This is a genomic window from Affinirhizobium helianthi, assembly GCF_042680945.1.
Taxonomy (GTDB): Bacteria; Pseudomonadota; Alphaproteobacteria; order Rhizobiales; family Rhizobiaceae; genus Neorhizobium; species Neorhizobium helianthi.
The window spans coordinates 38,217-54,522 of sequence record NZ_JBHUEQ010000023.1; the positions used below are offsets into that span (position 1 = coordinate 38,217).

Consider the following 16,306-nt stretch of genomic DNA (forward strand, 5'->3'; position numbering starts at 1 on the left):
CTGCTTTTCGCTAGGTTGGCGCTTCGCAATGCCATGAACAGGTGAATTTCCATGTCCTCATTCAGCCATAACCTTCCCGAGGTTTTCGACAGGATCGATCAGAAGAGGGAGGTGTTTCTGGAGCTAAGCGACAGGGTCTGGGCAACGCCTGAAACCTGCTACATGGAAGTGCAATCCGCTGCCGCGCACCGGGAGATGCTGGAGGCGCAGGGCTTTCGCATCACCGATACTGTGGCCGGCATTCCTACCGCGATGATCGGTGAGGCAGGGGAGGGCGGTCCGGTGATTGCCTTTCTCGGTGAATATGATGCGCTTGCGGGCCTCAGCCAGAAGGCGGGTGTCACGCATTACGAGCCGCTTGTCGCCGGTGCCAATGGTCATGGCTGCGGCCATAATCTTCTCGGTTCTGCCTCTCTGCTGGCGGCAACGGCGTTGAAGGATTGGCTGGAAGCCACCGGAACGCCCGGCCGTGTGCGCTATTACGGTTGCCCGGCGGAAGAGGGAGGAGCGGCCAAGGCATTCATGGTCAGGGCCGGTGCTTTCGAGGATGTCGATATCGCCATTTGCTGGCATCCCAGCAATTTTGCAGGTGTGCAACGTGAAACCTCGCTTGCAAACTGTCGGGTGGATTTCACCTTTACCGGCCGCGCTTCCCATGCCGCCGCAAGCCCGGAACTCGGTCGCAGCGCGCTCGATGCCGTGGAACTGATGAATGTGGGGGTGAATTACCTGCGTGAGCATATGCAGCAGGATTGCCGCATTCATTATGCGCTTCTGGATGCCGGGGGCATTTCGCCCAATGTGGTGCAGGCTCATGCCAAGGTGCGTTATGTCATCCGCGCACCGGAGCTTGCCGGCTTGTTCTCCCTTATCGAGCGGGTCAAAAAGGTGGCGGAGGGCGCGGCCCTGATGACCGAAACCTCGGTTGAAAGCACCATTCTTGCCGGTGTCTCGAACCTCATCGTCAACACACCGTTGATGGAGACCATGCAGGATATCTGGGAAAGCCTCGGTGTGCCGGAGTTTGATGAGCAGGATTTTGCTTTCGCCCAATCCATTCAGTCCACACTGTCTGACGAGGATATCGCTGCGAGCTGGGCACAGGAACGACTGGAACAGCGCGATATCGTCCTGCCGGATTTCATTTTGCCCCGCCATAATGAGGTACGGCAAATGGGCGGCTCCACGGATGTGGCGGATGTGAGCTGGGTGGTCCCCACCGTGCAGGCCTATGGCCCAACGCTTGCCATCGGCACACAGCTTCACACCTGGCAGGTGGTGGCCCAAGGCAAGAGCCCGCTGGCGCACAAAGGCATGGTGGCGGCAGCCAAGGTCATGGCAGCCACGGGTCTGGCCGCCATCGAAAATCCACAGCTGCGCGAGGCAGCCTGGGCAGATCTGAAACGTCGCCTCAAGGGGCAGAGCTATCGCAGCCCGATCCCGGAGGGTGCCGAGCCTCCGGTTGCGGCAATGGCTGTCCGGTAAAAGGCGTCCGCTTGTGCCACCGTTGGGCGGCAGGAGATTGCGTCTGAGGAACAAGCGCCTATATCTGGCTCATGTTCGAGATCCTGTCGTCCTACTGGCCGCATATCGTTTTTGTCCTGTCGGTCGTCATGGGTGCGACGGCCGCGGTCCATGTTGCCATGACCAAGGAAGAGGTTCGCTCCGCAGTTGGCTGGGTGGGTGTGATCCTGTTGTCTCCCATCATCGGTGCGCTGCTCTATCTGATCGCCGGTATCAACCGTATTCGTCGCTCGGTCGTCTACAATCGGCGTATGCTGCGTCAGGGCGGGGCTCTGGCGCATCTCGATCTCTATGATGCGGAAGATCCGATGGTGGCGTCCCATTTCGGGCGTCGCTTTCTGGCGATGAAAACCCTGGGCGACAGGGTGACGCGCCATCAGCTGATGAGCGGCAACGATATCCAGCTGCTGGATGGTGGCGATGCCGCCTATGAGGCGATGCTGCACGCAATCCGTTTTGCCAGGCGCAGCATCATTCTGGAAACCTATATTTTCGACCGGGACCGGATCGGCAAACGTTTTGCCGAGGTGCTGGCGGATGCCGTGAAGCGTGGCGTGGCTGTACGCGTTCTGATCGATGCGGTCGGCGCGCGCTATTCCGTGCCGAGCGTTCTGGGGCTTTTGAGGGACGGTGGCTGCGAAGTTGCCGTCTTCAACGGCAATGTCATTATGGGCCTTCGTCTGCCCTATGCCAATCTTCGCACGCACCGAAAGATCATGGTGGTGGATGGAGCGATAGCCTTCACCGGCGGCATGAATATCCGCGAAGGCTTTTCCCAGGAGTGCGCGGGCGCAGACTGCGCGATCGATACACATTTTCGCATCACCGGAGCGGTGGTGGCAGATCTCTTCTCGATTGCAGCGGAAGATTGGCATTATTCGAGCGGCGAGATTCTGGAAGGAGATGCCTGGGAAATCGAGCCGCCCGGCGAGCGGCCGGGCATGCCGAAGCTTATCCGGGCGGTTGCGTCCGGGCCGGACCGAAGCGTGGAAACCAACCACAAGATGCTGATGGGCGCCTTTTCCATTGCGCGCAGTTCCATTCGCATCGTGTCTCCGTACTTTCTGCCGGATCGCGAACTGATCAGCGCATTGGCAACAGCCGCACGCAGAGGCGTGAAAGTCGATATCGTCGTTCCGGCTGCCAATAACCTGACCTTGGTGGACCGCGCCATGACGGCGCAATTCGATCAGGTGCTGAAAGGCGATTGCCGCATCTGGCGTGCCTCCGGCCCCTTCAATCACTCCAAGCTGATGGTGATCGACGGCCGCTGGGCCTATGTCGGCTCCTCAAATCTGGACCCACGTTCGCTGCGCCTCAATTTCGAGGTCGATCTTGAAGTTTTCGATCTTGCTTTTGCGGAAGAACTTGAGACGCGTATTGACCGCACGATCAAATTCGCAAAGCCAGTCAGTCTTGAGCAATTGCGCGCCAGACCCTTCCCGGTTCGGCTCTTCGAGCGCGTGCTTTGGCTCGGTTCTCCCTATCTTTGAACAAAAGGGCAGGTTTCACCGTTGCAGTGTCTAGCCTCCAACCTCCTTGTCGTCGCAGCATGAACCAGCAGAAAACCCTTTCCGCCCAAGTCATTTCCAGCATCCGCAATCGCAAGAAGCGGGGAGCCTCCGATCATGGCACCGGAGAACAGGAAAAGACCGGCCTGCTGGTGGCTTCCTACAACGTCCACAAATGTGTCGGTGTTGACGGGCGGTTCGATCCGGGCCGCATCGCGTCCGTCATTCATGAGATCAATCCGGATGTGATTGCCCTGCAAGAAGCGGATACACGATTTGGCGAGAGGCGTGGGCTGCTGGATCTGCACTGGCTGGAGCGGGAAACGGGCTTGAGCCCGGTGCCGGTTGCAGGTGTCAGCAAGGCGCATGGCTGGCATGGAAACGTGCTGTTCTTTCGCAACGGCATTGTGCGCGATGTGCATCAGGTCAAGCTTCCCGGGCTTGAACCGCGCGGGGCCCTGTTGACGGAATTGGATCTGGCCGATGGCGCCAGTCTGCGGATCGTTGCGGCGCATCTTGGCCTGTTGAACCGGTCTCGCCAGCAGCAGGCCCGGATGATTCTCGATCTTCTGGCTGCCCGCGCCGAGATCCCCACTGTTCTGATGGGGGACTTGAATGAATGGCGGCTCGGCAGCCGTTCATCGCTCAATTCGCTTTCATCGCGCTTTCGCGGAATGCCGCCCGCTGTGCCGAGCTTTCCGTCGCGTTTGCCTGTTCTGGCTCTGGACCGCATCATGTGTTCGCATGATGGGCTGATCGAACAGGTTCATGTTCACGATACGGCTCTGGCCCGGCTGGCATCCGATCATCTGCCGATCAAGGCGATGCTGCAGCTTCCAGCGCTGACGGCCGGCACGGATCAGAGCAGTCCGGCGACATAACGCGCGAGTGCAAGGGAAGAGGTCAGTCCGGGGCTTTCGATGCCGAAGAGGTTCACCAGCCCTTGAATGCCATGCTCCTGCGGTCCATCGATACGAAAGTCGGCGGCAGGATCGGATGGTCCGGAAATCTTGGGGCGAATACCGGAGTAGCCGGGAACCAGAGCGTCTTTCGGCATGGCTGGCCAATAGCGGCGCACTGCGTCTTCGAAGCCCGCCATCCGTGCGGGATCAACACGGTAATCGATCCTGTCCACCCATTCCACATCCGGCCCGAAGCGGGCCTGACCGCCGAGATCGAGGGTGAGGTGAACGCCCAGACCATGCGTCTGGGGTGCGGGATAGATGAGATGCTGGAAGGGTGCGCGACCGTTGAGCAGGAAGTAATTGCCCTTGGCGTAACCCGTCCTTGGAAAAGCGTCAGGCGAAAGCCCCTCTATTGAGGCTGCAACATGGCTTGCATGAAGGCCTGCGGCGTTAATCAGCATCCGGCAGGTCAGCTCCATCGGCTCCGCTCCACCCGCATTAATACGAAAGCCGCCGTGGATGACCGTTGCCGAGAGGAGCGGCGTGTTCAGCGCGAGCGAAGTGCCTGCATCTTCGGCATCGCCCAAGAGGGCCAGCATATAGCTATGGCTGTCGATAATGCCTGTAGAGGGTGAATGCAGCGCTGCCACGCATTCAAGCTCCGGTTCCAGAACCAACGTCTCGTGACGTGAGAGGAGGCGGAGGTCCTCGCAGCCGTTTGCCTTGCCCCTCCGTTGGAGGTCTTCAATTGCGCCAACCTCTGCAGGGTTTGTCGCAACGATCAGCTTTCCGCAGCGCTGAAAGGGAACGCCGTGGCTTTCGCAAAACGCATAAAGCAATTTCCTGCCTTCGACACAGAAGCGTGCCTTGAGGCTTGCCTGCGGGTAATAGAGACCGGCATGGATGACTTCGCTGTTGCGTGATGAGGTGCCTGTGCCGATTGCGCCTGCACCTTCGAGGATGAGGGCGGAATATCCGCTGCGGGACAGTTCGCGGGCAATGGCAAGGCCAAGGATCCCGGCTCCAACCACCACGACATCGATATCCATGGCCATTTCCCCTCCTGTGGCAGCCGCATGTAGCGCGGCAAGGCCAACTTTGGAAGATTATTTCCCTAGTGGCGGTGCAACAGGAATGCCATGTCTATCAAATCAGTAGACTTAAGCTACTCTTCACCTATAAGGCAGAATTGTGACGGGAGGACAACATGAGCCATACCCTGCATCGAATTGAAGGTGAATTTGTTGCCAAGGGTTCGAGCGCTGCCGCCAAGCGGCCCGTTTCCGCGCTCCTGCCCACACTCATCGTCTTTGCGGCGATTGCCTTCATCGGGGCGGTAACGCTCGGCGTCTTTGCCTGAGCGCTCCGAAGATAAAGATTTGACGACCTTCCGCAGTTGCCCTGCGGAAGGTCGTTTTGCATTCGGGGTCAGGATTTTGCCAGGAAGGTCTCGGCCGTCTCCACCCACATGGACACGCCGATTGGAAGCGCATCGTCGTTGAAGTCGAATTTGGGGTGGTGTAGCGGCGGATCGCTTTCCGAACGCGCAGTGCCTAGCAGGAAGTAGCTGCCGGGGCGCTCTGCCAGCATGAAGGCAAAATCTTCGCTGCCCATGGAGGGGCGAGGAAGCTCCATGACGTTTTCTGCGCCGACCACCTTGCTTGCAATGTCTCGGACGAAATCTGTCTCGGCCGCGTGGTTGATGGTGGGCTCGTAGCCGCGCTCATAGGTGATCGTCACGCTCATGCCATAGCTGGCGGCCTGGCCTTGAGCGATCTCATGGATGCGCTTTTCCAGCATGTCGCGCACTTTCGGATCGAAGGAGCGAATGGTCAGGGCGAGTTCCGCTCTCTCCGGGATCACATTGCTGGCTTTGCCCGAATTGAAGGCGCCCACAGTGATGACGGCCTGATCCATGGCGTGAAGATTGCGGGAGACGATGGTTTGTAGAGCCATGATGATGCTTGCGCCGCAAACAATCGGGTCCGATGCGTCCTGTGGCTCTGCGCCATGGCCGCCACGTCCGTTGACGACGATGAGGCATTCGTCTGCCGCCGCCATGATCGGACCTTCCTTCACGGCAATCTTGCCGAAGGGAATGGACGGGTCGTTGTGAAGGCCGAAGACCGCATCGCAGGGGAAGCGCTCGAACAGGCCGTCATCGATCATCAGTTTCGCGCCAGCGAAATTTTCCTCCGCCGGCTGGAAGATCAGGTGGATCGTGCCATCGAAGTTGCGCCGTTCCGCCAATGCCTTGGCGGCGCCCAGTAGCATGGCCGTGTGTCCGTCATGGCCGCAGGCATGCATGAGCCCTTGCGACGCGCTGGCATAGTCCAGCCCCGTTTCCTCGACAATCGGCAGGGCGTCGATATCGGCGCGGATGCCGACGGCGCGATTGCTGCTGCCGTTCTTCAGGGTCGCAACCAGGCCCGTTTTGGCGAGGCCTCGCGTTACTTCATAACCCAGCGCCGTCAGATGCTCCGCAATGAAATCCGATGTCTTGAACTCGGAAAGCCCAAGCTCGGGGTTCTGGTGTAGAAACCGGCGCACGGCCACGAGATCCGGCATGTCGTTCTGGAAATGGACCGTCATTCTGGTACCCTTTCATTTCACCAAAGCGGTTCGCGCTCTTTCAGATTCGCTGTTCACGCTTCAAGTCACTGTTTGGACGCATATCGTTTCGCAAAACCGCTTCAGGATTTCGCACGACATGCTTATCCGGCCAGACATAGCAGCCCCTTTGACAGGACGAAACGGTTTCATGCAGCCTGTCTTAATTTGGAGTTTGTTCAGGTTCTATGGTCGTTCAAAGAAACTCTCTTGAAGAGCGAAGTTCTTGGTGTCATGGAACCTGAACAGGCAGAGAGAATTGTGGGATGTCCGGTCGGGCTGTCCCTGAGATATCCTCGTCTGTGTACTGCGTTCTATGAATCAAATCGCTTTAAACGTTCAGGTTTCATTCATGCCTGCACGGCTAGAGGCGAACGGTGATAGTTTTGGAGAGACCGTTGACCATACACAAGTCTTCCATCTGTGCTTTCCGCGCCTTCCAGCGCGATGAGGTCCCGTTCTTCTCCGGTCTCCCAGGCCGCAACTTGCGTCATTCAAGGTCCTGAACCACCACGTCCTGCCGGGTCTCCCGGACCTTTCGTCGCCATTCCACTCATGATCAGAAGTCGACACGATGTCATTTCATAATACGCCAGCTTCCTCTTCGCGTGAAACTGAAGGCAAGCAGATCGATCATAACGAAGCGATTCGCGCGACTTACTTCAATGCCGAGGCCCTGCGCAGTTGCGGTGAAGCCCTCGCGCGCGATGGTGCGCAATCTCTTCCGGGCTTCATGAATTTCGAGTTTCGTGAGCGGCACAAGGAAAACGAGCGCGAAATCCTGCGCGTCTATCGCTCGACCGCGAAGGATGTCGAGGCCGGTGCGACGATCACGCCTGCCGCCGAGTGGCTGCTCGACAACCACTACATTGTGGAAGAGGCTATTCAGGAAGTTCGCCGCGATTTTCCGCGCAAGTTCTATCGCCAGCTGCCGACCATGCGTGTCGGCTCGATGGAGATCCCGCGCGTTCTGGCGCTGGCATGGCTTTATGTGGCCCACACGCACAGCACCGTCAATCGCGATAACCTGACGGCCATGACGGAGGGTTTCCAGGTTCACCAGTCGCTGGAAATCGGCGAGCTGTGGGCGCTGCCTTCCTTCCTGCGTTTCGTGCTTATCGAGAACCTGCGCCGTATTTCGATTCGCGTTGAACGTTCGCGCCGCATGCGCCAGCAGGCAAACGATGCTGCCGATGCGATCATCAAGCTGAACGACGAAGCTGCCAGCGCCGATCTTCTGAAGAAGATCGAGCCGCTGACCGATGACAACACCTTCTCCACGCAGTTCCTGTATCGCCTGCGCAATGCCTCGCAGTCCCCGAGCTTCGCCATTCAATGGCTGGAAGCGCGATTGACGGCAGCAGGCACCGACACTGAAGAAGTGATGATGGCGGAACAGAACCGCCTCTCCTCCGGCAATGTCACGATGGGCAATATCATCAAGAGCCTGCGTGAAATCGACGATACGGAATGGAGCGTCTGGTTCGAGGACGTCTGCCTGGTCGATAAGGTTCTGCGTGAGCAGAGCGATTACAACGATCTCGATTTCGGTTCGCGCAACTCCTATCGCAACCGTATCGAAAAGCTTGCCCGCCACTGCGAAAAGACCGAAATCGAGGTGGCTCATGCCGCCATTGCGCTGGCTCAGGAAGCGGCGAATGCGCCGAACCCTGATCCGCACAAGGCCAATGTGGGCGCATTCCTCAATGGCATGTACCGTGCGGAGCTGGAAAAGCGCGTCGGCTATACCCCGAACATTGCGCAGAAGACGCTTCGCCTTGTGCAGAACATGAACTGGTTTGCCGTTGCGGCACCCGTTCTGTTCCTCACCTTCCTGGCCCTTGCCATTGTTGGCGGCTTCCTCGCCCATTCCGGCATGTCCTGGCCGGTCATCCTGCTGTTCCTGCTGATGTTCTCGCTGCCGGCTTCGGAAGGCGCGACCGGGCTTTTCAATACGCTGGTCACCTATGTGGTGAAGCCGGCGCGGCTCGTGGGCTACGAGTTCAAGGAAGGCATTCCGGAAGAGGCGCGCACGCTGGTCGTGGTTCCGTGCCTCATCACCAACCGCGACACGGTTGATGAGCTTATCCGCAATCTCGAAGTTCATTACCTCGCCAATCCGCATGGTGAGATCTATTTCGCGCTTCTCAGCGACTGGAAGGATAGCGCGGTCGAGCAGACCGATGCCGACCTCGAAGTGCTGGAATATGCTCGCCGGGAAGTGGCGGCGCTCAGTAATCGCTACGCTTTCGATGGCAAGCAGCGCTTCTACCTTCTGCATCGCCGCCGCCTGTTCAACCCGTCGGAAGGTGTCTGGATGGGTTGGGAGCGCAAGCGCGGCAAGCTGCATGAGCTGAACCTGCTGCTGCGCGGCGATAAGGACACGTCCTATCTGCAGGGTGCGAATACCGTTCCTGAGAACGTCCAATATGTCATGACGCTGGATGCCGATACGCGCCTCATGCGCGATGCGGTGACCAAGCTCGTCGGCAAGCTGCATCACCCGATCAACCGTCCGGTTCACGATCCGAAATCCGGTCGCGTGATCCACGGTTACGGCCTGCTTCAGCCGCGCGTCACGCCCTCGCTGACGACGGGCAAGGATGCTTCCGTCTTCCAGCGCGTCTATTCGATGAGCCGGGGTATCGATCCTTACGTCTTCACCGTGTCGGACGTGTATCAGGACCTGACCGGCGAAGGCAGCTTCACCGGCAAGGGCCTTTACCATGTCGACGCATTCGAGACTGCGTTGCGCGGCCGCATCGAAGAAAATGCAGTTCTCAGCCACGACCTGCTGGAAGGCTCTTTTGCCCGCTGCGCTCTCGTTACCGATGTGGAACTGGTTGAGGACTTCCCCACCCGCTACGAGGTGGAAGTGTCGCGTCAGCACCGCTGGGCGCGTGGCGACTGGCAGCTGCTTCCCTACATTCTCGATCCCATGCGCGGCGTCACTGCGCTTGGCCGCTGGAAAATGATCGACAACCTGCGCCGGTCGCTCACACCGATCGCCTGGTTCTTCGCATCTGTCCTCGGCTGGTATTTCATGGAGCCCTTTGGCGCGCTGATCTGGCAGATCCTGCTGATCTTCTCGCTGTTCGTCGCTCCGACACTTTCGCTCATCACCGGCATCGTGCCGCGTTCGACGGATATTGTGCCGCGCGCGCATTTCTATTCGGTCTGGTCGGATATCCGCTCAGCCAATGCGCAGGTTGCGCTTCGCATCGTCTTCATCGCCGATTCGGCCTTCATGATGATGGATGCGATTGTTCGCTCGCTTTATCGTCTCTTCGTCAGCCGCAAGCTGATGCTGGAGTGGAAGACCGCTGCAAGTGTTCAGTCCTCGGCGCAAGGCAGCCCGCAAGCCTATTACCGCTCCATGTGGCATGCGCCTGCCGCGGCCATTCTGGCGATCATGTTTGCAGCCTTGCCTGCCGATAACGCATTTCTTGTCGGCATTCCCTTTGCCCTGCTGTGGATCTTCTCCCCCATTGTCGCGTGGTATGTGAGCCAGTCGGCAGAGACGGAAGACCGGTTGTTCGTACCGGAGGCTGTCTCCATAGAGCTGCGCAAGATCTCCCGCCGCACCTGGCGCTACTATGAAGCCTTCACGACGGAAGATCAGAACTACCTGCCGCCGGATAACTTCCAGGAAACGCCGGAGCCGGTTGTTGCCAAGCGTACCTCGCCCACCAATATCGGCGTCTATCTTCTTTCGGTCGTTTCAGGTCGCCATTTCGGCTGGCTGAGCTTCCAGGAAACGCTGGAGCGGCTGGAGCAGACGGTCACGACCGTCGAAAAGATGGAGAAGTTCCGCGGCCATCTCTACAACTGGTACCATACGGATACGCTGGCGACGCTCGGGCCGCGCTATGTCTCGACCGTGGACAGCGGTAATCTTGCCGGTCATTTGATTGCCGTTTCTTCTGCCTGCCGCGAATGGGCAGAAGCACCGTCGGCGCATCTTCAGGCCAACCTCGATGGCATCGGCGATGTGGCCGGTATCCTTGATGAGGTGCTGAAGGAACTGCCGGATGACCGCAAGACGGTTCGCCCGCTGCGCCGCCGTCTGGATGAGCGTATCACCGGCTTTGCCAATGCCTTGGCTGCCGTGAAGCGTGAACACGAATTTGCCTCCATCCGCATCATCAATCTGGCGGTTCTGGCGCGTGACATTCAAAAGCTCGCTGCCAACCTTGATCATGAAGTGGGCTCCAACCAGACCGCAGAAGTGACCCGCTGGGCGGAATCGCTTGTGCAGGCCTGCGAAGCGCATATTGCCGATAGCACTTTCGATATGACCAATATCGAGCCGCTGCGTCAGCGCCTCATCCAGCTGAGGGATCGCACCCGCCAGCTTGCCTTCGGGATGGATTTCACCTTCCTCTACCGCAAGGACCGCCGCCTGCTCTCCATCGGGTACCGCGTGGAAAGCAACGATCTCGACGAGGCCTGCTACGACCTTCTGGCCTCCGAGTGCCGGTTGACGAGCCTGTTCGCGATTGCCAAGGGCGATCTGCCGACGGAACACTGGTATCGCCTCGGCCGTCAGGTGGTTCCGATTGGTGCGCGTGGCGCGCTGATATCCTGGTCTGGCTCCATGTTCGAATACCTCATGCCGCCGCTTGTCATGCAGGAGCGTCAGGGTGGTATCCTGAACCAGACGAACAACCTGATCGTCGAAGAACAGATGAATCATGGCCGTCGCCTGAACATCCCATGGGGTATTTCGGAAGCGGCTTTCAATGCGCGTGACCATAACCTGAACTACCAGTACACCAATTTCGGTGTGCCGACGCTTGGTCTTAAGCGCGGCCTGGGCCAGAACGCCGTCATCGCGCCCTATGCCTCGATCCTCGCCAGCCAGTACAAGCCACTGGAAGCACTGGAAAACCTGCAAAAGCTGCGGTCTGTGGGTGCTCTTGGCCGCTATGGCTTCCACGATGCAGTGGATTTCACGCCGACACGCGTGCCGGAAGGCAAGCGCTGCGCTGTGGTCTACAACTATTATGCCCACCACCATGGCATGTCGATTGCAGCCATTGCCAACGTGGTGAACAATGGAAAGCTGCGCGAACTCTTCCACTCGGATCCCGTTGTGGAAGCTGCCGAACTGCTGTTGCAGGAAAAGGCACCGCGCGAAGTACCGGTCATGGGTTCGAAATACGAGCCGGAAACGCCCGGCAAGGGCCAGGCCGATCTGCTGCGTTCGGAAGTGCGCACGATCCAGAACCCGGCTGGCCGCGACCGCGAACTGGTTCTGCTGTCAAATGGTCATTATTCGACCATGCTGACGGCGACCGGTACCGGCTATTCCCGCTGGAACGGTCTGGCGGTAAACCGCTGGAAGGCCGATCCGGTTGAAGATCGCTGGGGCAACTTCCTCTTCCTGCGCGACACGGCAACGGGCCAGTGGTGGTCGACTACTGCTGAGCCGCGCCGTGCGGAGGGCGAAAAGGTCAAGACGGTGTTTGGCGATGAAAAGGCCGAATTCGTCAAGACGGTTGGCACGCTGACCAGCACGGTCGAAGTGATCGTCGCCACGGAACATGATGCAGAGGGCCGCCGCCTGACGCTGTTGAACACGGGCACGGAAGATCGCTTCATCGAAGTCACCTCCTATCTCGAGCCTGTGCTCTCGCACGAAGACGATGACAATGCCCATCCGGTTTTCTCGCGCATGTTCATCCGCACGGAAATCGGTCGCCGTGGCGATGTGATCCGTGCATGGCGCAATCGTCGCAATCCAAATGAGCCGTCGATGCAGCTTGCGCATCTGGCGGCCGACAATGCCGGTTCTTCGCGTCCGACTGAATTCGAGACGGATCGCCGTCGCTTCATCGGTCGTGGCCGTACGCTTGCCGAAGCTGCCGCCTTCGATGCGGATGCAACATTCTCCGGCACCGATGGTTTCACGCTCGATCCGATCCTGTCACTGCGTCGCGTCGTACGCGTACCGGCAGGCAAGAAGGTTAGTGTAATCTTCTGGACGATTGCCGCGCCGAGCCGCGAGGAACTGGATATCGCCGTTGAGCGCTATCGCCACCCGGATGCGTTCGGCTCCGAACTCACCCAGGCCTGGACCCGCGTTCAGGTGCAGATGCGCCATATCGGTATCAGCTCGCAGCAGGCTGCGGCCTTCCAGCATCTGGGTCGCTATCTGGTCTATCCGGATATGCACCTGCGTGCGGATGCCGCGACTGTGGAATCCGGCCTTGCGTCCCAGCGTCAACTCTGGGGCCTCTCCATCTCCGGCGATCTGCCCATCTTCACGCTTCGTGTGAATGATGAGATGGATATGGAAGTCGTCAAGGAAGCGCTGTCTGCCCAGGAATACCTGCGTTCGCGTGGCGTCATGGCCGATCTGGTCATCGTCAATGAGAAGCCGGCCTCCTATGCGCAGGACATGCAGCATGCGATTGACCATATCAGCGAGAGCATTCGCAGACTGGGGCAGTCCGAAGGCCGCCAGCAGGTGTTCGCGCTTCGCCGTGACCTGATGGATGATGCCACATGGGCAGCGCTCATTGCGGCATCGCGCGTCGTGCTCCATGCGCGCAACGGCAAGATCGAGGATCAGGTCAACCGCGCTGTTTCGCTCTTCTCCGCGCCGCGTGGTGTGGAAGTGGAGGCGGATCGCCGCACCTTGCTCACTGCAGCCGATTTTGGCACGGTCGCTGATGAGAGCGGTGCATCCGATCTCGATTTCTGGAACGGCTATGGCGGTTTCTCCACCAGCGGTGACGAATATGTCGTGCGTCTGCAGGGTGGTGCTGCCACACCGCATCCGTGGATCAATGTCATCTCCAACGAGAAGTTCGGCTTCCACGTTTCAGCGGAAGGTGCTGCCTTCACCTGGAGCCAGAATTCGCGCGACTATCAGTTGACGCCGTGGTCGAACGATCCGGTTTCGAACCGTCCGGGTGAAGCAATCTATGTTGCCGATCTCGAAAGCGGTGTCGTCTGCACGCCTTATGCGGCTTTGTCGCGTCGTCCGGCGGTCAGCTTCGAAGCCCGCCATGGCCTTGGCTATTCGATCTTCCGCTCGGAAGACGAAGGCATTGCGATGACGGTGACTCAGACGGTGGATCGTCAGCGTCCGGTCAAGCTTTCCAGGCTCGTTTTGAAGAATACCAGCGGTCAGGCCCGTCGCCTTCGCGTTTATGGCTATGCGGAATGGATCCTGGGCAACAACCCGCAGCGCACGCAGCCCTTCATTCTCTCTTCTCGGGATGAGGCCAGCGGTGCTCTGTTTGCCACCAACCCGTTCAGCATCGATTATCAGCGCACTGCCTTCTTCGGAACGGATGTGGCCGCCTCCGGCTTTACGACAAGCCGTCGCGAATTCCTCGGCCGTTTCGGGTCGATGACCTCGCCTGTCGCGGTTGCCGCACAATCCGCTCTCTCCGGCTCGCTGGAGCCGGATGGCGCCCCTTGCGCAGCCCTTGCCTGCGATATCGAGCTTGCACCGGGCGAGGAAAGGGCGGTTACCTTCTTCATGGGTGACTGCGCGTCACGCGATGAGGCCTCGGCGCTGGCCGCAGAGGTGCGGGGGCTCAGCACGGATGCCGTGGTCGAGACCGGCCGTGCCTTCTGGAAGGACTTTACCGGTCGCCTGCAGATCTCGACGCCGGACAAGGCGCTCGATAACATGATCAATCACTGGCTGCCCTATCAGGCACTCAGCTGCCGCATCATGTCGCGCACCGCCTTCTACCAGTCCTCCGGCGCCTATGGTTTCCGCGATCAGTTGCAGGATACGCTGGCCTTCATGCTGCATGAGCCGGATCTGGCGCGCCGCCAGATCGTCACCGCTGCGGGACGTCAGTTCCCTGAGGGCGACGTTCAGCATTGGTGGCTACCGGGAAGCGGGGCAGGTGTCCGCACCACCATCTCCGATGATGTGGTCTGGCTTGCCTATGCTGCCGATCAATACATCAAGGCCACCGGCGATGCTTCGGTGCTGGATGAGCAGATCCCGTTCCTCACTGGACCGGCGCTGACCGTCAATCAGCACGATGCCTTCTATAAGCCGGAACAGACGCAAGAGACGGCCAGTGTCTATGAACATGCTGCATTGGCACTTGATCTCGCGATCAAGCGTACCGGATCGAACGGCCTGCCGTTGATCCTTGGCGGCGACTGGAACGACGGCATGAACCGCGTTGGCGTTGGCGGCAAGGGCACCAGTGTGTGGCTCGGCTGGTTCCTGGCGGCAGCACTGCGGCGCTTCCTGCCGCATGCTGAAGCGCGCAAGGATCAGGCCCGCATCGATCGCTGGACCCAGCATCTGGAAGCGCTGAAGACTGCGTTGGAAACCGCCGGTTGGGATGGTCACTACTATCGCCGTGGCTATTTCGACGATGGAAGCCCGCTGGGAGCAGAAGGCAATCTGGAATGCGCCATCGATTCGCTTGGCCAGTCCTGGAGTGTTCTGTCCGGCGAGGGTGATCCTGAGCGGCAGCGTCAGGCCATGGATGCGGTTCTGGAAAAGCTGGTGGACGAGAAGGATGGCATCATCCGGCTCTTCACGCCTGCCCTTGCCACGACGCCGAAGGATCCGGGCTATATCAAGGCCTATCCGCCGGGTGTTCGTGAAAACGGCGGCCAGTACACACATGCAGCAACCTGGGTTGTTCTGGCATTGGCTGAACTGAAACGCGGAGACGATGCCTGGAAGGCCTTCCAGATCCTCAACCCGGTCAATCATGCACAAACCAAGGGTGAAGCGGACCGTTACCGTGTCGAACCTTATGTTGTCGCTGCCGATGTCTATGGCGTCGGCGACCTCACGGGTCGCGGTGGCTGGACCTGGTACACAGGTTCTGCTGGCTGGCTCTACCGTGCCGCCGTTGAAGGCATCCTCGGTATTCGCCGTGAGGGAGATCGTCTCTTCGTTCGTCCGGCTCTACCAAGCGAATGGACCGGCTTTGAAGCCACACTCACTCTCAATGGCAAGAGCTTTGCCATCAAGGTTGAGAAGGCTGCTGGCGCGAGTGACGCGGCAGTCAAGATCAACGGTGTATCTGTTGCGCAAGACGAGGGCTTTGCAATCACCTGATTGCGGAGTGTACCAAGGGTAAAGTGAAGCCCGGCTTGCGGATTGCAGGCCGGGCTTTTTCAATGATCGTCAGCGTCATGCAGCATGTTCAGAGTTAACTCAAAGCGGTCTGGCCATTGCCACGCGTCTCTCAGGATCGAGACCTTTTGCTGCCTCCTCAGCCAAGATGCGCGTGAGGAAATAGGGCGGCTCGTCGCCCCTCACGATCTGGAAGCCCTGCCGTGCATAAAATGGTGCATTGAAGGGGGCATAGCGATCCGTGGTCAGCGTCGCTTGCGCCAATCCCAGACCTCGCCCTTCCTCCAGAAGCCTCTGGATCAGCGCTCGCCCGATACCCCTTCGCTGCCAGTCTGGATGCACATCCATTTCGCAGATATGCAGCGTGTCAGACATCACAAGGGCGGCACCGAAGCCAATGGGCTGCGCGTGGGCATCGATGGCGGATAGCAGCAAGCCTTGCTGAAGGTAGTTGGCAAATCCCTCCTTTCCGGTTGCCTCTGGCAATCCGGTTACGGCGCCCGCGCTTAAAAGTGTGCGGAAGGCCGCCAGTTCGATTCGGTGCAACGCTTCAAAGTCTTCCTCTTTTGCCCGCCCTATCGTCCAGACAGCATTCTCGTTCATTGATGTCCTCTCGTGGCCCCGGAAGGTCTCATCCAAAAAGAAAGGCCCGCGCAATGGCAGGCCTTTGCAAGCAAATC

The 16,306-nt window shown here is 59.2% G+C and carries 8 protein-coding genes; 5 read left to right on the forward strand and 3 right to left on the reverse strand.

What is annotated here, in order from left to right:
- Positions 1-51: 51 nt before the first annotated feature.
- The 3 genes from ACFSE1_RS12365 (at position 52) to ACFSE1_RS12375 (ending at position 3,916) form a co-directional block, all read left to right on the forward strand.
- Positions 52-1,485 (forward strand): M20 family metallopeptidase, encoded by a 1,434-nt coding sequence (locus tag ACFSE1_RS12365; RefSeq protein ID WP_377401558.1) that lies wholly within the window; start codon positions 52-54, stop codon positions 1,483-1,485.
- 71 nt (positions 1,486-1,556) lie between these two features.
- Positions 1,557-3,017: a cardiolipin synthase gene (gene cls / locus ACFSE1_RS12370; RefSeq protein WP_377401560.1), complete on the forward strand. Its 1,461-nt coding sequence runs from the start codon at positions 1,557-1,559 to the stop codon at positions 3,015-3,017.
- Between the two features lie 59 nt (positions 3,018-3,076).
- Positions 3,077-3,916 (forward strand): endonuclease/exonuclease/phosphatase family protein, encoded by an 840-nt coding sequence (locus ACFSE1_RS12375; protein WP_377401563.1) that lies wholly within the window; start codon positions 3,077-3,079, stop codon positions 3,914-3,916.
- On the opposite strand, the gene ACFSE1_RS12380 is transcribed toward ACFSE1_RS12375, so the two are convergent.
- On the reverse strand, positions 3,895-4,995 hold the full coding sequence (locus ACFSE1_RS12380; RefSeq protein ID WP_377401566.1) for an NAD(P)/FAD-dependent oxidoreductase: 1,101 nt from the start codon (positions 4,993-4,995) through the stop codon (positions 3,895-3,897). The two genes, ACFSE1_RS12375 and ACFSE1_RS12380, sit on opposite strands and share 22 nt — an antisense overlap.
- Before the next feature lie 152 nt (positions 4,996-5,147).
- Here ACFSE1_RS12380 and ACFSE1_RS12385 point away from each other — a divergent pair, with 152 nt between their 5' ends.
- Positions 5,148-5,300 carry a hypothetical protein gene (locus ACFSE1_RS12385; RefSeq protein ID WP_377401569.1) on the forward strand — a complete coding sequence of 51 codons (153 nt, stop codon included), beginning with the start codon at positions 5,148-5,150 and terminating at the stop codon, positions 5,298-5,300.
- 68 nt (positions 5,301-5,368) lie between these two features.
- On the opposite strand, the gene ACFSE1_RS12390 is transcribed toward ACFSE1_RS12385, so the two are convergent.
- Entirely contained in the window at positions 5,369-6,532 is a 1,164-nt protein-coding gene (locus ACFSE1_RS12390) for a M20 aminoacylase family protein (protein ID WP_377401572.1), read from the reverse strand.
- A 592-nt stretch (positions 6,533-7,124) separates the two neighbouring features.
- Here ACFSE1_RS12390 and ACFSE1_RS12395 point away from each other — a divergent pair.
- Positions 7,125-15,608, forward strand: coding sequence for a glycoside hydrolase family 94 protein (locus tag ACFSE1_RS12395; protein ID WP_377401575.1), 8,484 nt, complete (start codon positions 7,125-7,127; stop codon positions 15,606-15,608).
- Positions 15,609-15,707: 99 nt separating this feature from the next.
- On the opposite strand, the gene ACFSE1_RS12400 is transcribed toward ACFSE1_RS12395, so the two are convergent.
- Complete coding sequence (locus ACFSE1_RS12400; RefSeq protein ID WP_377401578.1) at positions 15,708-16,229, reverse strand: GNAT family N-acetyltransferase; 522 nt, start codon at positions 16,227-16,229, stop codon at positions 15,708-15,710.
- Positions 16,230-16,306 lie beyond the last annotated feature (77 nt).

Coding starts and splice junctions, on each gene's coding strand:
- ACFSE1_RS12365 (WP_377401558.1), top strand. CDS start 52: ATGTCCTCATTCAGCCATAACCTTCCCGAGGTTTTCGACAGGATCGAT.
- cls (WP_377401560.1), top strand. CDS start 1,557: ATGTTCGAGATCCTGTCGTCCTACTGGCCGCATATCGTTTTTGTCCTG.
- ACFSE1_RS12375 (WP_377401563.1), top strand. CDS start 3,077: ATGAACCAGCAGAAAACCCTTTCCGCCCAAGTCATTTCCAGCATCCGC.
- ACFSE1_RS12380 (WP_377401566.1), bottom strand. CDS start 4,995: ATGGCCATGGATATCGATGTCGTGGTGGTTGGAGCCGGGATCCTTGGC.
- ACFSE1_RS12385 (WP_377401569.1), top strand. CDS start 5,148: ATGAGCCATACCCTGCATCGAATTGAAGGTGAATTTGTTGCCAAGGGT.
- ACFSE1_RS12390 (WP_377401572.1), bottom strand. CDS start 6,532: ATGACGGTCCATTTCCAGAACGACATGCCGGATCTCGTGGCCGTGCGC.
- ACFSE1_RS12395 (WP_377401575.1), top strand. CDS start 7,125: ATGTCATTTCATAATACGCCAGCTTCCTCTTCGCGTGAAACTGAAGGC.
- ACFSE1_RS12400 (WP_377401578.1), bottom strand. CDS start 16,229: ATGAACGAGAATGCTGTCTGGACGATAGGGCGGGCAAAAGAGGAAGAC.